The 14,794-nt window shown below is 62.6% G+C and carries 12 protein-coding genes; 6 read left to right on the forward strand and 6 right to left on the reverse strand.

The genetic code is table 11. The features are described from left to right. Positions 1-72: 72 nt before the first annotated feature. The 4 genes from ACZYTC_RS27245 to ACZYTC_RS27260 form a co-directional block, all read right to left on the reverse strand. On the reverse strand, positions 73-1,383 hold the full coding sequence (locus ACZYTC_RS27245) for a KpsE/RkpR family capsule polysaccharide export protein (protein ID WP_488991006.1): 1,311 nt from the start codon (positions 1,381-1,383) through the stop codon (positions 73-75). 92 nt (positions 1,384-1,475) lie between these two features. Beyond that, positions 1,476-2,216 carry a class I SAM-dependent methyltransferase gene (locus ACZYTC_RS27250; protein ID WP_434955004.1) on the reverse strand — a complete coding sequence of 247 codons (741 nt, stop codon included), beginning with the start codon at positions 2,214-2,216 and terminating at the stop codon, positions 1,476-1,478. A gap of 271 nt (positions 2,217-2,487) precedes the next feature. Continuing rightward, the gene (locus tag ACZYTC_RS27255) at positions 2,488-4,392 is read right to left on the reverse strand and encodes a glycosyltransferase family 2 protein (protein WP_488991007.1); all 1,905 of its coding nucleotides are present in this window, start codon (positions 4,390-4,392) and stop codon (positions 2,488-2,490) included. Positions 4,393-4,435: 43 nt separating this feature from the next. Next, the gene (locus ACZYTC_RS27260) at positions 4,436-6,673 is read right to left on the reverse strand and encodes a glycosyltransferase family 2 protein (RefSeq protein ID WP_488991008.1); all 2,238 of its coding nucleotides are present in this window, start codon (positions 6,671-6,673) and stop codon (positions 4,436-4,438) included. A 449-nt stretch (positions 6,674-7,122) separates the two neighbouring features. On the opposite strand from ACZYTC_RS27260, the gene ACZYTC_RS27265 reads away from it, so the two are divergent. The 5 genes from ACZYTC_RS27265 to ACZYTC_RS27285 all read left to right on the forward strand — a co-directional run bounded on the left by ACZYTC_RS27265 (position 7,123) and on the right by ACZYTC_RS27285 (position 12,748). Continuing rightward, positions 7,123-8,556 carry an ABC transporter substrate-binding protein gene (locus tag ACZYTC_RS27265; protein WP_488991009.1) on the forward strand — a complete coding sequence of 478 codons (1,434 nt, stop codon included), beginning with the start codon at positions 7,123-7,125 and terminating at the stop codon, positions 8,554-8,556. Between the two features lie 318 nt (positions 8,557-8,874). Beyond that, positions 8,875-10,011 (forward strand): carbohydrate ABC transporter permease, encoded by a 1,137-nt coding sequence (locus ACZYTC_RS27270; protein ID WP_488991010.1) that lies wholly within the window; start codon positions 8,875-8,877, stop codon positions 10,009-10,011. Then, entirely contained in the window at positions 10,008-11,060 is a 1,053-nt protein-coding gene (locus ACZYTC_RS27275) for a carbohydrate ABC transporter permease (protein WP_488991011.1), read from the forward strand. Before ACZYTC_RS27270 ends, ACZYTC_RS27275 begins: the two co-directional genes overlap by 4 nt. Positions 11,061-11,062: 2 nt before the next feature. After that, positions 11,063-12,112 (forward strand): ABC transporter ATP-binding protein, encoded by a 1,050-nt coding sequence (locus ACZYTC_RS27280; RefSeq protein ID WP_488991012.1) that lies wholly within the window; start codon positions 11,063-11,065, stop codon positions 12,110-12,112. A 225-nt stretch (positions 12,113-12,337) separates the two neighbouring features. Then, positions 12,338-12,748, forward strand: coding sequence for a carboxymuconolactone decarboxylase family protein (locus ACZYTC_RS27285; RefSeq protein ID WP_434955011.1), 411 nt, complete (start codon positions 12,338-12,340; stop codon positions 12,746-12,748). A 70-nt stretch (positions 12,749-12,818) separates the two neighbouring features. Here ACZYTC_RS27285 and ACZYTC_RS27290 read toward each other — a convergent pair whose 3' ends face one another. Then, positions 12,819-13,058: a BrnA antitoxin family protein gene (locus ACZYTC_RS27290; RefSeq protein WP_068293266.1), complete on the reverse strand. Its 240-nt coding sequence runs from the start codon at positions 13,056-13,058 to the stop codon at positions 12,819-12,821. A 204-nt stretch (positions 13,059-13,262) separates the two neighbouring features. On the opposite strand from ACZYTC_RS27290, the gene ACZYTC_RS27295 reads away from it, so the two are divergent. Beyond that, positions 13,263-14,261: a Gfo/Idh/MocA family protein gene (locus ACZYTC_RS27295; RefSeq protein ID WP_488991013.1), complete on the forward strand. Its 999-nt coding sequence runs from the start codon at positions 13,263-13,265 to the stop codon at positions 14,259-14,261. A 239-nt stretch (positions 14,262-14,500) separates the two neighbouring features. On the opposite strand, the gene ACZYTC_RS27300 is transcribed toward ACZYTC_RS27295, so the two are convergent. Beyond that, positions 14,501-14,785, reverse strand: coding sequence for a hypothetical protein (locus ACZYTC_RS27300; RefSeq protein ID WP_488991014.1), 285 nt, complete (start codon positions 14,783-14,785; stop codon positions 14,501-14,503). Positions 14,786-14,794 lie beyond the last annotated feature (9 nt).

A 14,794-nucleotide genomic window follows, 5' to 3' on the forward strand; every position in this document is an offset into this window, starting at 1 on the left:
AATACCGGTCATGCCGCGGGGCTGGGTGCGTTCGGGCCATCGCTCCGATTGACCGATGTCGATCTGCGTTTCTCACAGCCGATGATCTTCCACGGAAGCGTAGGTGAGGGCGCCGATCGACCAGATGATCAGCAGGGACAAAAAGCACATCAGCGGGTAGAGGAGACGGTAGGGATATTTGGCGAATTCGGGCAGGCTCGGCGGCACGAACATGCTCAGATAGGTGGCCTGCCGCCGTGCCCTGATTTCGGCGCGATCCAGCGCCGCCTGAGCCCGGGCATATTTGCGTTCGTTGAGCAGGCGGTCCACGTCGAGTTCCTCGTACTTGGCAAGTGAGGCTGCCAGGGTCTGGGAGTCGCTGCCCGTCAACTGTCCACGCAACGTGGCGATCTGCTCGTCCAGGGAGGCGATGCGATTGCGCAGGACGCGCAGACTGGGGGCGTCGGACTGAAGCTCGGCGGCCATCACAGCCTCGTCATTCTTCAGCTTCAGCCGTTCCGTCATCAAGGGCATCAGCAAAGTGGTGATCTGGGTGCCGGATTGACTCGGATCGATCAGGGCGTCCTTGTTGCGGAAGTCCTGCAACGCCTTGAGGCTGTCCTGCAACTGCTTGAAGACCTGGCGCGTTTCGATCTCGGCGGCCTGCGTCGCATCCCGCCGCGCCCGCTCCGACAGACGATTGATCAGCGTCTCGCTTTCGGCGAGTACGGCCTGGTTGAGCCGCAGGGCATCCTCGGCCCGAAAGGCGGTGACATCCACAGTGACAATGCTGGAGACCGGATCGACATAGGCATCCACCTTGCGCTGCCAATAGTCGGTGAGTTCGTCGATCGTCGAATGCTCGGACAAGCGGGCAATTCGATCCACCTCGGGGCGCTGGAAGATCTCGCGGATATTCAATTGCGCGCCGATGTCGTCGATGATGGCGCGGCTGCGAATGTAATTGGCAACGATATGGGCGTTCTGGGCGGTGGACACCGGTATCATTGAGCCGCTCGTCGGAGTGGCCGCAGTTTCCGACTCGCCGCCCTTCTCCGACAGTTCCGGCTCCATGGCCCGCACGGTGAAACGGGCTTCGGACTGGAACTGGTCCGATGCGATGGCGAAGAAATAGACGAAGGCAGCGATGCTCGGAATGAGCACCAGCAGGAGGAAGCTCCACAGATAAGGTCTCGACCGCCGCGAACCGAGGTCAGGGATGACTTCGGGAGAGGGAGCTTCATCGACGACCGTGACGTCGGTGCTCCGCCCGCGGAATACCTTGGTGGCATTGGCAAACTGGCGCAAGGCAAGCCCGGTGCGCCGGCGCTTGTCCTCCTTGACGGGGGGCGGCAGAAGCTCCTCGGCTTCGCCGTCCTTTTGCTGCTTCAGATCCGTTCTCATATCCAGATCGCGCTCATCCGTATCGCTGTTTCTGTCCAATCGAGCCTGCCGCGGCGGGCGCCGGCTTGCTCGAGGATCTTGGGGCGACCGTTCTATTTTCGTGCATAGATCGACATCGCCGGCCCGTAACGATGGTCGGGTTGCTCGTCCTCCAAGGTGATGTGCGTGAAGCCGACCGCCCTGAGGGCCGCCAGCATGTCGTCGCGATTGAGCCAGCGGTGCTGATCCATGGGACCGCCGCAGAACTCGGCATGCTTGGCGGCGCCGCGATAGGTGCGCAGATAGGTTCGCACGGCGATGCCATGAAAATCCTGGATTTGTGGCTTGCTGGCGAAGACGGCCCGTCGCGGGTCGGATGGCGGCATGAGCTCGTCGTCCACGAAATGGGTCCAGAAATAGGTGGCGTCGGTTCGCTTGGCGATCAGTTCGATCAAATGCAGAGGATCGTTGGCATGGTAGAGCACGCCGGAAGCCACGATGAGATCGTAGGTCTTCTCGGTGCCCTCGAGCCATTTGACAAAATCGCCGAGCCAGATGCGAGAGCGTGACAGACCAAAGATCTCCTTGGTAATCAGGCAGCGCAGAAAAGCCGACTGATTGGCCTCGATGGCATCGACGATGGCGCCGGCGCGTTCGAGCATGACCGTATGGCCGCCCTCCAGCGGCCCGAGCTCCAGAACGACCTTGCCCTCGAGCGGACCATGCTGGTTCATCATCCAGGCGATCCGGGAATCCGTATAGGTGGCCAGCGGTCCGGCCGTAATACCCAGTTCCGGCGGAAAAGCACTGCTCCAACCTTGAATGACATCAACGGCGTTCTGATGGCTGGGCATCGAAATTACATAGCGGTCAAATATCTTTGTCGGTTTCTGTGCGGATTGGAATGCGGCAACCGATCGGCGCCTCTGCTTGCCAAGCCATTTCGATAACATTTACTTTTCCACTCGGCGGTGTTTCTAGATGCCCCACTATGATGGCCCAGCCTCCATCTCTTCATAGCGCAATTTGGCATGGATGAGACCTTAAAATCGCTGCGCCGCAATATGTAGCCCTAAATTTATGTCCAAATGATCTATCCCGGGACGAATTCTCAAAATCCCGCACTCAACCAAGCGCTGCCTTATACCACTCCAGTGAGAGTGCAGGATGGAAGTAGGGGTCGTTCCTGAGCAGGTGAAGCCATTTCGAGCGAAAATACCCTATTTCTTTTCTGTACAGCATCTCGGACGGCATCTTGTTGCTACGCGAGGCGGACTCGTGATGGTGCAACACCACGCACGGATCCAGCAAGGTTCGCCAGCCGCGCTCGTTGAGCCGCAGGCATAGATCGATATCGTTCAGGTCGATCGGGAGATTGTTCTGGTCGAAGCCGCCGATACCCCGGAACTTCTCGCGCGAAACCGCCAGGCAGGCGGCCGTGACGGCCGACAATTCATGCGGTATGGAAAGGCGCCCGAAAAAGCCAGTATCGGTGCGCGGAAGGCGTCGTTCGAAATGGGCGGCCCGCCCGCCCATGCCGAGGACGACGCCGCCATGCTGCAGCGTATCGTCCTTGTAGAGAAGTTTTGCGCCGACGGCTCCGATGTCCGGTTGCCGAGCCCAGCCCGTCAGCCGGGACAGCCAATCGTCGGACAGGATCTCGGTGTCGTTGTTCAGGAAGACCAGCATATCGCCGCGGGCTCGCTCGGCGGCCTCGTTGCAGATTGCCGCGAAGTTGAAGGAGCCGGGGCTGCGCAGGATGGAAAAGCGAGGGTCCTTCGCCACGCTGTCCAGATAGGCCAGGGTGCCCGGCTCCGTGCTGCCATTGTCGATGATGACGACCTCGAAATGGTCCTGGGTGCTGTGGTCGAGCAGGCTGCGAATGCAGGCCGACAACAGGTCGGCGCGGTCCCGGGTCGGAATGATGATCGTCGACATTGGCGGCTGTCCGCCGGCAGTGATGGCGGCAGGGCTGAGCGGGGAAAGAGGAGCCGCCGGGCTGGCATGCGAGGTGGCGAGCAGAATGCGGCGGACGTGCACGGCCCGGGCGAGGGCGTCGACGGGCGGGCGAAACAGCAGGTCTTCCGCCGTCGCACCGGACGGCATGGCTTGGCGTAGCCAACCCGCACGCGCAAACCAGGCTCGCCCGACCAACGCGGCATGGCGGGCCAGGACAGGGCTCCAGTCCGGCTTGAAGCGGGGCGCCCCATCGCATTCCTCGTCGCCATAATAGAGGGCCGCGGGGTCCTCGACGGATCGCTGGGCGATCGCCGCCAGGGCGAAATCGCTCAGCCGATCATCGGCGTGCAGGACAATCACCAGGTCGTCGTCCCCGCTCTCGTCCAGGAGGGGGACCAGCGGCGTTTGCGGCGAAGCCCATGACAGGGCGATGCCCTTGAGAGGCTGGTTAGCGGCGAAGTCATGCCAGGCCGGTTCGTGCTTCGATGGATCTCCGATGATGACGAGACGGAAGCGTGCGCTGGCTGCCGCCGGTGATGGCATGTCGAGGCCCGCCCACTCGATGGCGCGGCTGCGCTCGATGCGCCAGGCTTCATACATCGCGAGGGGCGTCGCGCCGAGGGCGCGCCTGAGCCGGGCCACCTCTACGCGCCGATTGCCGCGCATGCTCGCCCACAATGCGCTCAGGACCGCCTTGGGATGGCGCCTCGCGCCCCTGGCCAGCCGCGGGAGGGGGCCGATGCGGCCCAGGCTCACCACCCGGAAGGCGAACGGACCGGCCCAGTCGGCCGGTGACAGATGCAGCTCGGTTGCGTCCGGGGGCAGGAAGCCGATCCAAATCCCGCGGCCAAAGGATGGCGCAGGCAGCATCACCTCCTCCTCGCCGCCCGGACGGATGATGCGCAGGATCGGGCGGGTCAACGGATCCAGCAGACTGGCCTCGAAGACGAGGCGGATCCAACGCCCGGCCCATTGCCGTACCGGGGCTTCGATCCGCAACCAGGGCAGGCGGCTCTGCGAGATGGTCCGGCCGTCCTGCAGGACGACATCGACGAGCGGCGTGAGCTTCATGCCGGTGGCCGCGCCTTGCGGAAATGACACCCGATGATGACGGTCATGCTTGGTCGGCCTTGAACACGAGGAAAGCATCGGATTCGTCGGGAACGGTCGTTGTTGCCGCCCAGGAGCGCGGCGGCGGCAGGTTCGGCGGCAGAATGTCGCGAGGGGCGGACGAATGTCTGGAATACCAAGGGCTGTAGGCCGGGTCCTGGAAAACGTCCGTGCGGTATTTTTGGCGCAGGGCCTCCTTTTCGCGCTGAAAGCGTTCCCTGTTCGCCTTTGTCTCGTCGCTGCCCCGTGAGGCGGATTCGTGATGGGTGAGAGTGGCGAAGGGCGTCCATACGGTGCGGAGGCCGGCGGCCGCTGCGCGCAGGCAGTAGTCGACGTCGTTATAGGCGATGGCGAAAGCCGTCTCGTCGAACTCGCCGACCCGGACGTAGCATTGGCGCGAGATCAGCATGCACGCGCCGGTGACGGCACTCAGGGTCTGGCGCACCTTGAGGCGGTTCATCGGCCCCGACGTGTCCTGCGCTGCATTGGCGTACCAATGGCCGGCCAGGCCACCCAGCCCGACGATAACCCCAGCATGCTGCAGCCTGCCGGTGGGATAGAGCAGGCGGGCCCCGACAATGCCGGTTTCAGGATAGTCGAGGCAGCTCACCATTTCCTTGAGCCAGTCGGCGGTGATGATTGCGATATCGTTGTTGAGAAGAAGGATCGCCTGGCCCCTCGCATCCCGCATGCCGCGGTTGACCTGGCGCGAGAAATTGAAGGGTTCGGCCGATATCAATGTCCGGAAGTTCCCATGCTGCCGGCGCATGGTCTCGTAGAGCGACAGCGTCTGCGCGTTCGTGCTGCCATTGTCGACGATGATGATCTCGAAGTCGGCGTAATCGGTACGCTCATAGAGATCGGCCAGCAGGCGAGCGAGGAGGGCGGGGCTGTCGCGATTGGGAATGACGATGCTTATGAAGGGCCAAACACGGCGATCGGGTGAAAGCTCGACACGGTGGAGATCGGGCACCAGTGCCGGGCCGACGGGGGCGGCGACACCGTTGCTGGCGTAATGCGCGGCCAGGGCCCGGCGGGCATGGCTGACAGCCGTGGCCGTGAAGGTGGCGGAATAGGAGGCCCGATGCCGTCGCCACAGATAGGCGGGGTAAGGCAGATGGATGATGGCTTGCCGGGGGAGCTCCGAGAGATAGCGCAACAGGAGTTCATAGTCCTGCGACCCGTCAAAGCCAGAACTCAGGCCGCCCAGCGCCTGCAGGCGCTGGCGGCGATAGAGCGAGAGATGATTGATGTAGTTGACCCCGGACAGCAGCACGGGGTCATAGGCCGGCTTGAAGAAATACCCCATCGGCTTCAGCCTGGCATCGGTGATGGTTTCATCAGTGTAGATGAACTGCGCATCGGGATGGCGCCGGATGGTATCGTTGAGATAGTCGAGGGCCAGCGGCGCGAGGGCGTCGTCATGGTCGATGAGGCCGACCCAGTCCCCGCGCGCCGCCGCGAGCCCGAGATTGGTCGCCCCGGCGATGCCCAGATTGTGCGGCGTGCGCAGGATGTGGATCTGGGGTTGCCCCGCCATGCGTTCGAGCCAGGCAAGAGTGGCCCTGCTGCTGGACGCGTCGTCGCACAGGAGCAGTTCCCAGTTGCGGGCGCGCTGGCTGCGCAGTGAGTTCAGGAGGGTGTCGAGAAAGGCGGGCGGCGTATCGTGCAGTGGAACCACGAAGGAAAGCAGCGGTGCCGGCAGCCCTTCGTCAGGCTGCTCCATGTCGGCGAGGCCCGCTTCCGCCAGGTGCAGGACGGCCTGGAAGTGCTCCTCCGGCGCGAGCTGGCGCGGCGGCGGTGGCGCGTTGGCCAACTCGTCGAGTTCGATGAGATGCAGGCGGTCGGCGGCAGTGCCGAGCTGGCGGCGGAGGGAGGCCAGCGAGCGGGCGGTACGAATGTTCAGGGTGAAGCTGCCTGGCTCCGCATCCGCTCCGGGATATTCCTCGCAGGGGTCGAAGCGCACACGACGGAAGCCCCTGATCCCCCCGGTCCTGAAGGCATAGACGCCATGGCGCTCCGGCGGTAGCGGCAGCACCTGCTCGGGCCGAAAACCATAACCGGTATCGATATACAGATGCGGTTCGAACTCGGGGCCGCTCGAGATGATCTCGATGGCGATATATCTGGCCGGCCAGGGGCCGAGCTTGAAGATGAAATGAGGATCGGCCTCGCGTACGCTCCACTGCGATCCCCCGACGCGAGCCAGCCCCTTATGGCCTTTCATCACGGGCGTAAACACGATGCCGCTTCCTCACATGGCCAGTCATTCATCGCGAACCGGAGAGACATGTCGTTGCTGGTCTTTGGGCTTTTGTGGTTGTTGGCGACTAAATCGGGAGAATACAGTAGAGGAATTGGCGGGAGAATATTGAACGATAGACTGTACTGTTCCTTGCGGCAAGGAGGCGAAAAGGGGAACTTGAAAAGCAGGTAAACAATGCTTTCGTCGACGGTATAGCGTTCAAGAACTCATCGCGGATCCTATAGCTGATTCTAGAATAAAAGCGATCTTCCCGTCATTGATCAGACATTTGACGTTTTCTCAGCGGCGGTGCCATAATCGAACCGCGATGTCCTGCTGCAGGGATGTGTTGGCGTGAATGCAGCGCCTGATATCGGCATAAAAACAAAAACGACATTTGGGAGGGACGAATGGCTTCGAGAAACGGAGTTATTGGTGCTGCGTTAATGGCAGTCGCGCTCGCTGGGGTGGCGCTGCCGGCCAAGGCGGGCGAATTCGATGGCGTTACCGTCAACATCATGACGCAGACGGGCGCCATCCAGGAGCCGCTGCAGCGGCGCGCCCCGGAATTCGAGAAACTGACCGGCGCCAAGATCAACGTGATCGCGGTGCCTTTCTCCGATCTCTATCAGAAGGTGCTGACAGACTGGGCCAGCGGCACCAATTCCGTCGATGCGGCGGTGTTCGCGCCTCAATGGATGGTGGACTATGTCTCCGGCGGCTATCTGGAGGACATCGGTGGCCGGGTCGCCAAGGACAAGGCGATCGCCTGGGACGACATCGCCCCTTTCTTCCGCGACTTCTCGTCGAGCTATGGCGGCAAGACCTATCTGGTCCCGCTCGATGGCGATTTTCATATGCTGTATTATCGCACCGACATCTTCGAGAAGGCCGGCCTCAAGCCGCCGACGACCTGGGACGAATATCTGGAAGCGGCCAAGAAGCTGAACGGCATGGAGGTCGACGGCCAGAAGGTCTACGGCTCCTGCATCGCCAAGAAGCGCAACGCCCAGAGTTACTGGTTCGTCACCGACGTGGTCGGGTCGATGACGCAGTCGAGGGGGACGTCGCAGGGCACCTTCTTCAACACCAAGGACATGGCGCCTCTCGTCGATAACGAGGCCTTCCGCAAGGCGCTGGCCTTCCTCAAGGAATCCGGCAAGTATGGTCCGCCGGACGAACTGAACATGGACGTGTCGGATACCCGCCCGCTCTTCACCTCCGGCAAATGCGCCCTCAATCTCGACTGGGGCGACGTCGGCGTGCTCGCCATCGATCCCGCGACCTCGAAGGTGATCGACAAGACCGGCGCCACCCTCATGCCCGGCTCCAAGCAGGTGCTGAACTGGGAGAGCGGCAAGCTGGAAGCTTGCTCCAAGGAAACCTGCCCGAATGCCATCGACGGCGTGAACCATGCGCCCTATGCTGCCTTCGGCGGCTGGAGCGGCGGCATCAATGCCAAGGCGCAGGATAAGGTCAAGGACGCGGCCTACGCCTTCTTCTCCTATATGACCGCGCCGGCCCAGTCGAATGTCGACGTCACCATCGGCAAGACCGGCTTCAATCCCTATCGCCTGTCGCAGCTCAGCTACAATGATTCCTGGAAGAAGGGTGGCATGAGCGAGAAGGCAGCTTCTTTCTATCTCGGCGCCATCAAGGACAGCCTCAACAGCCCGAACATGATCCTGGACCTGCGTATCCCGCAGAACCAGAAATATCAGCAGGTCGTGCTGGACGAGGCGATCGCGCGCTTCCTGGCCGGCGAGATCGACGAGGAGGCCACGATCAAGGCGGTTGCCGACGGCTGGAAGGATCTCAACGAGCAGATCGGTACGGAAGACCAGATGAAGTTCTACAAGAACACGCTGGGCGCGAAATAGGGTGCAACCTCTGGTGGCAGGCTTTAACCAAGCCATGTGGGACGCGACAATCCCTCCCCGACTTCGGGGAGGGTGGGCCGGCATAGCCGGCTCGGGTGGGGTAGGATGGCGTGACCTTGCTGCTTTACTGGTTCAGTTCGAGCCACGCTCCCCCCCTTCCGTCGATGCTGTGCATCGACACCTTCCCCGAAGTCGGGGAAGGATTGTTGCGCCTTATCTTGAGAGCTAGGGATCGGTACCCACGCCAGCCTTCCGAGGAGCGAGGAAGTCGGCCGTCCCGACATCATCTGAGCGCTTAGAACCCAAGCCAGGATAGCCATGGCCGTCAACCTCTCCATCCCTGATGAAACGGACCGGTGGGAGCGCCTTTCCCAATGGGTCGATCGCCATTCCGGCCGCATCATGGTGCTGCCTGCCGTGCTCATCCTCCTGGCCTTCGCCATCTTCCCGCTGATCGCCTCGGCCTATCTGTCGCTTTCGCGCTTCAAGCTCGCCGGCGGCAGTTTCACGCTCACCTTCATCGGATTCTACAATTATCTGCGCCTGTTTCTCGGCGCCCAGCAATATCATTTCCTCGGCACGCTCAAGGCCCTCGGCTGGCTGGAATGGCTGTTGTTCGTAGCCCTTCTCGCCTTGCTCGGGCTCTGGCTATTTCGCTTTGCGACCAATGGATTCGCACTCTTCGGTTTCCTCGGGCGGCTGATCGCTTCCAGCCTGATCGCCGGAATCTTCTACGTCGTGCTTGCGACCACGGTGGCGGGCGGCATTCCCGGCACGCTCCTCAACACGCTGCTCTATGTCGTGGTGGGCGTTTCCGTGCAGTTCCTGATCGGGCTCGGCCTCGCTTTGCTCTGTGCCCAGCCGATCCGCGCCCGTAGTTGGTTCCGGGTGATCTTCTTCATTCCGGTGATGGTGACGCCGGTGGGCGTCGCCTACATCTTCCGCATGCTGGCCGACATGCAGAAGGGACCGTTCGCTCCGCTCAGCCAGCTCTTCGGCGTCAGCCAATGGTCCTGGGCGACGGAAGCCTGGTCGGCGCGGCTGATGGTACTGGTCGGCGATACCTGGCAGTGGACGCCCTTCATGTTCATCGTGCTGCTGGCGGCGATCGAGAATCAGCCGCGCGACCAGCTCGAGGCCGCTCATCTCGACGGGGCCGGCCCCTGGCAGATCTTCAGGGACATCACCTGGCCGGCGATCGCGCCGGTGGCGGCCACGGTGGTGCTGATCCGCCTGATCGAGGCCTTCAAGATCATCGACATGCCGAACGTGCTCACGGCCGGTGGCCCGGGCCTGGCGACCGAGTCGCTGACCCTGCACTCCTTCATCGCCTGGCGCACCCAGGATTTCGGCGGCTCGGCGGCGGTCGGCTACCTCTTGCTGTTCGTGTCGACGATCACCTGCGTCTCCTTCTTCAACTTCGTGGTGCGCCCCAGCCGGAGGTATCAGGGATGAGTGCCGACACAGACGACCGCCCTCTGCTGCACCGCTTGTTCGAGCGCCGCAGCCTCGAGGAACTGGCACCGATCCCGAAGGCCTTGACCTATGCCGCGCTGCTGGGCTGGACCTTTGTGGTGCTCTTCCCGCTCTATTGGGTGCTGGTCACCTCGCTGAAGGTGCAGATCCAGGTCGATGCCGGCCCCTATTACCTGCCCTTCATCGACTTCCAGCCGACGCTGGATGCCTGGAACTTCATGCTGTTCCAGAACAACACGCTCTGGCCCTATGTGAACTCGATCATCGTGGCGTTGGTGAGCACGATCCTGGCCCTGATCATCGGCTCGCTCGCCGCCTATGCCCTGGTGCGCATCCGGTTCCAGGTCAAGCTTGCGGCAATCCTTGCCTTCATCGTATTGGCCGCCGGCGTCGTCGTCGCCGTGACCCTGTTTGCCGTGCCCTGGCCGGCAGCGGTGGTGGCGGCCCTGGTGCTGTTCTTCATGATCCTCGGCACCATCGGCCGGCGCTTCAAGGCGGCGCTCGGCAACAACGACATCGAATTCTGGATGATTTCCAACCGCATCATGCCGCCGATCGTGGCCGTGCTGCCGATTTATGTGATGTTCCAGAACCTGAAGCTGCTCGATACCCAGATCGCATTGATCTCGACCTATACTGCCATCAACCTGCCCATCGTGGTTTGGCTGACGCGCGATTTCTTCGCCGGCATTCCGCTCGACCTCGAGGAGAGCGCCGAGATCGACGGCGCCTCCAAGCTGCGCGTGTTCTTCACCATCGCCCTGCCGCTGGTGCGTTCGGGCCTGGCCGCCACCTTCATGCTGGTGCTGATCCTGGCCTGGAACGAATATCTTTTGGCCCTGTTCCTCTCCAATGCCAATGCGCAGACCATGCCCGTACTGGTCTCGGCGCAGAACACCACCCGCGGCCCGCAATGGTGGTACATGTCGGTGCTGATCGTCATCATGATCGTGCCCGTCATCGCCATTGCCGCATTCCTGCAAAAGCATATCGCGCGAGGCCTGATGGTCGGCGCCGTCAAGGGTTGAAGATGCAAGTCACGCTCAACAACGTCCACAAATCCTTCGGCGCGGTCGATGTCGTCAAGGGGCTCGATCTCGAGGTCAAGGACGGCGAGTTCCTGGTGCTGCTGGGCGCCTCCGGCTCCGGCAAGACCACGGCCCTGCGCATGATCGCCGGGCTGGAGACGGTGACATCGGGCTCAGTACGGATCGGCGAGCGCGACGTCACCCATGTCCTGCCGAAATATCGCGACATCGCCATGGTGTTCCAGTCCTATGCGCTCTATCCGCACAAGACGGTGTTCGCCAACATCGCCTATCCGTTGATGGTGCGCAAACGCCCCAAGGCCGAGATCGAGGCGGCGGTGAAGGACGTGGCCCGTCAGGTGCAGCTCGATCATCTGCTCGATCGCCTGCCCCGCCAGCTTTCCGGCGGCCAGCGCCAACGTGTGGCGCTCGCAAGAGCCATCATCCGCCGCCCCGCCGCCTTCCTGATGGACGAGCCCCTGTCCAATCTCGATGCCAAGCTGCGCGGCCACATGCGCGCCGAGCTCAAGCACATGCAGCATGAGCTCGGCATCACCACGATCTACGTCACCCATGACCAGGTGGAGGCGATGACGCTTGCCCATCGCGTGGCCCTGCTCGACAAGGGCGTGCTGCAGCAACTGGATACGCCGGCGACCATCTACAACCGCCCCGCCAATCTCTTCGTCGCCGGCTTCATCGGCTCGCCGCCGATGAACTTCCTGGAGGGGGGGCTGAAGGAGGGGCGTTTTTCCTCCGAGGCCGGCGCTTTCAGCACCACCAACACCACCTCGGCGCCGCGCGCGGTTGCCGGCATACGGCCCGAGGATTGCCGGGTGACCGAGCCGGATCTCGGCAAGTTCGCCGGCGAAGTCTTCGCCATCGAGCTGATCGGCGATCATTCGCTGGTTACCTGCCGCTGTGGTGGCGCCAGCGTGACGGTGAAGGTCGACAAGGAGTTCCAGCGCGATATCGGGGAAAAGGTCGGCATCGGATTTGACGACAGGGCCCTGCATCTCTTCGATGGCGAGAGCGGGGAGAGGCTGGCGTAGGAGGAGAACAGGCTCTCTCTTTACCCTCCCCTCGATGGGGAGGGGCGACACGTAGTGTCGGGGTGGGGCGATTCTTTTCTTGGGAACACACTTGCCCCAACATGATTTTCAAGGGCGCGAAGCGCCGGCCACTCCACCCCGATGCTCCGCATCGATCCTCCCCATCGAGGGGAGGGTAGAGATGTGCGCCCCCCGATCGACGTCCACCTTACACAGGAGCACATAATGGCCACCGTAAAACTTCTCAGCGACGACGAGGTCGCGGCCAATCCGGCCGCGAAGGCGGTGTTCGACGATATCAGGGCGACGCGCAAATCCGATTTCGTCAATAATTTCTGGCGTGGTCTCGCCAATGATCCGGTGCTGCTGAAACGCACGTGGGAGGAGGTCAAGGCGGTGATGGTGGGCGAGGGTGCCCTCGATCCGCTGGTGCGCGAATTGATCTATATCGCGGTCTCCTCGGCCAATGCCTGCCAATATTGCGTGCATTCCCATACGGCTGCCGCGCGGGCCAAGGGGATGAACGACGCACAATATGGCGAGCTGCTCGCCATCATCGGCCTGGCCGGCAAGACCAATCATCTGGTCACGGCCATGCAGATTCCGGCCGATCCCGAGTTTCTGGTGACGGGCTGAGATCGAGTTTTCAGCCTTCGTTTTCCGCATTCAGCTCGTCCGGCCGAAGACCGGGCTAAAGCGTTTTGCTCTAGTGATCGACGCCGGAAGCCTCCCGCAGGATCGCATTGATGCGGTCTTGCCACCCGGGCCCATCGCCCTGGAAGTGCTCCAGCACGTCGCGGTCAATCCGCAGCGAAACCAATTCCTTGGCATTGGGCAGCGCCGGCCGCGGCGCGGCAGCCGCCGGAGCCTTGGGCGCCGCGGGCTTGAAGACCGCCTCGGCATTCTTCCAAGGATCGCCCGGGCGGCGTGTTCTGTTGTTGCTCATGGGCTGAAACTGTTTCTGTTGGCGAATGGTGGGATCTGTCTATCTGCAGCCAATAAGAAGGTCGAGTCCATAGCCGGGGCCTGATGCGGCAGCGCAAATGCGTTTGGTCATCCACAGCCACGACAGGTCTTCCCTCTCGTCTCCGGCCATGCCAAGAATGCCGCCCATCGATAAGTCGGACTAATTTCCTGGGAGTGAGCCGGCATGGCCAAGACGCGTTGGGGTATCCTATCCACGGCAAAGATCGGCACGGGCAAGGTCATTCCCGGCATCCAGCGGGCGAAGGGCGCGGAAGCTGTCGCCATCGCCTCGCGCGACCTTGCCCGCGCGGAGGCCGTTGCCAACGATCTCGGCATCCCCAAGGCCTATGGTTCCTATGAAGCCTTGCTCGCCGATCCGGATATCGATGCCATCTACAATCCCCTGCCCAACCATCTCCATGTGCCGCTCACCCTGCAGGCCGTGGCGGCGGGCAAGCATGTGCTGTGCGAGAAGCCGATCGGGCTGACGGCCCAGGACGCGGCGCAACTCCTGGTGCTGCCGCGCGACCGGCTGGTGATGGAAGCCTTCATGGTGCGCTTCCATCCACAATGGCTGCGGGCCAGGGAGGCCGCGCGCTCGGGCGAATTGGGTGAGGTCAGGGCCATTCAGGCCTTCTTCTCCTACTACAATGTCGATCCGGCCAATGTGCGCAACCAGCTCGACATCGGCGGTGGCGGCATCCTGGATATCGGCTGCTATCCGATCGTCGCCGGCCGCTTCATCTTCGATGCGGAGCCGCGGCGGGTAATCGCCCTCATCGATCGCGATCCGGCGACGGGCGTCGACCGCCTCGCCTCGGCCATTCTCGATTTCGGCGAGGGGCGCCGCACGGAGTTCACAGTGTCGACCCAGCTCACTCCGCTGCAGCGGGTCGACATCGTCGGTACCAAGAAGCGTTTCGAGATCACCATCCCCTTCAACGCACCCCAGGCCGAGGCCGTGACCGTCTATACCGATGACGGCTCCAGGCTCGGCGACGCCTCGGCGGTGGCCGAGACCATCGCCCCGGTCGATCAATATGCCGAGGAGGTCGATGCCTTCTCCGCCGCCATCCGCGGCGAGATCACGCTGCCCTATGGCCCGGCCGACGCCGTGCAGAACATGAAGATCATCGATGCGCTGTTCCGCTCGGAAAAGAGCGGGGCTTGGGAGACGGTGTAGGGATTTTAAGGGGCGGGCGAGATGATCGGGTTGAAGATTAGGCTAAGCGTGCGAGCCCCCTCGCCCCGTTCTTACGGGGAGAGGATAGAGGTGAGGGGCTCAGCAATGCGCAGTTTTTCAAGGTTTGCGCCGCCCCTCATCCTTACCTTCTCCCCGTAAACGGGGCGAAGGGGTGGCTGGCGTTGCGCTTCTCGCCCTGAGTTAGCGCCTATCGGCAAGATGTCTGCGATCCCAGGGATTTATCGCCGCCTTTGCGAAAGAGGGATCTGCCTGAGATTGCAGATCTGCGTGCGCGTGCGGATCAGACGGCCCTGATAGCGCGATCCCGCCCGATACCAGCGGCAGCCATACCAGGGCGGGCGCCGCGTGGTCGTCTCGATATCCACGGACTTGTAGCGGCGGTGGGAGAAGTCGTGGCCGCCGATGAAGACGTTCTTGCCGAAGCGGACCTCGGCAAGAGCAGGCCCGCCGGCGCCGAGGAGCGCCAGCAGGATGGTGACGGCGAGGACCCGCAAACGGCCCATCGCGACAGG

This window comes from Labrys sp. F242 (assembly GCF_057813875.1).

Coding starts and splice junctions, on each gene's coding strand:
- ACZYTC_RS27250 (WP_434955004.1), bottom strand. CDS start 2,216: ATGCCCAGCCATCAGAACGCCGTTGATGTCATTCAAGGTTGGAGCAGT.
- ACZYTC_RS27270 (WP_488991010.1), top strand. CDS start 8,875: ATGGCCGTCAACCTCTCCATCCCTGATGAAACGGACCGGTGGGAGCGC.
- ACZYTC_RS27285 (WP_434955011.1), top strand. CDS start 12,338: ATGGCCACCGTAAAACTTCTCAGCGACGACGAGGTCGCGGCCAATCCG.
- ACZYTC_RS27290 (WP_068293266.1), bottom strand. CDS start 13,058: ATGAGCAACAACAGAACACGCCGCCCGGGCGATCCTTGGAAGAATGCC.
- ACZYTC_RS27255 (WP_488991007.1), bottom strand. CDS start 4,392: ATGAAGCTCACGCCGCTCGTCGATGTCGTCCTGCAGGACGGCCGGACC.
- ACZYTC_RS27275 (WP_488991011.1), top strand. CDS start 10,008: ATGAGTGCCGACACAGACGACCGCCCTCTGCTGCACCGCTTGTTCGAG.
- ACZYTC_RS27295 (WP_488991013.1), top strand. CDS start 13,263: ATGGCCAAGACGCGTTGGGGTATCCTATCCACGGCAAAGATCGGCACG.
- ACZYTC_RS27245 (WP_488991006.1), bottom strand. CDS start 1,383: ATGAGAACGGATCTGAAGCAGCAAAAGGACGGCGAAGCCGAGGAGCTT.
- ACZYTC_RS27265 (WP_488991009.1), top strand. CDS start 7,123: ATGGCAGTCGCGCTCGCTGGGGTGGCGCTGCCGGCCAAGGCGGGCGAA.
- ACZYTC_RS27280 (WP_488991012.1), top strand. CDS start 11,063: ATGCAAGTCACGCTCAACAACGTCCACAAATCCTTCGGCGCGGTCGAT.
- ACZYTC_RS27300 (WP_488991014.1), bottom strand. CDS start 14,785: ATGGGCCGTTTGCGGGTCCTCGCCGTCACCATCCTGCTGGCGCTCCTC.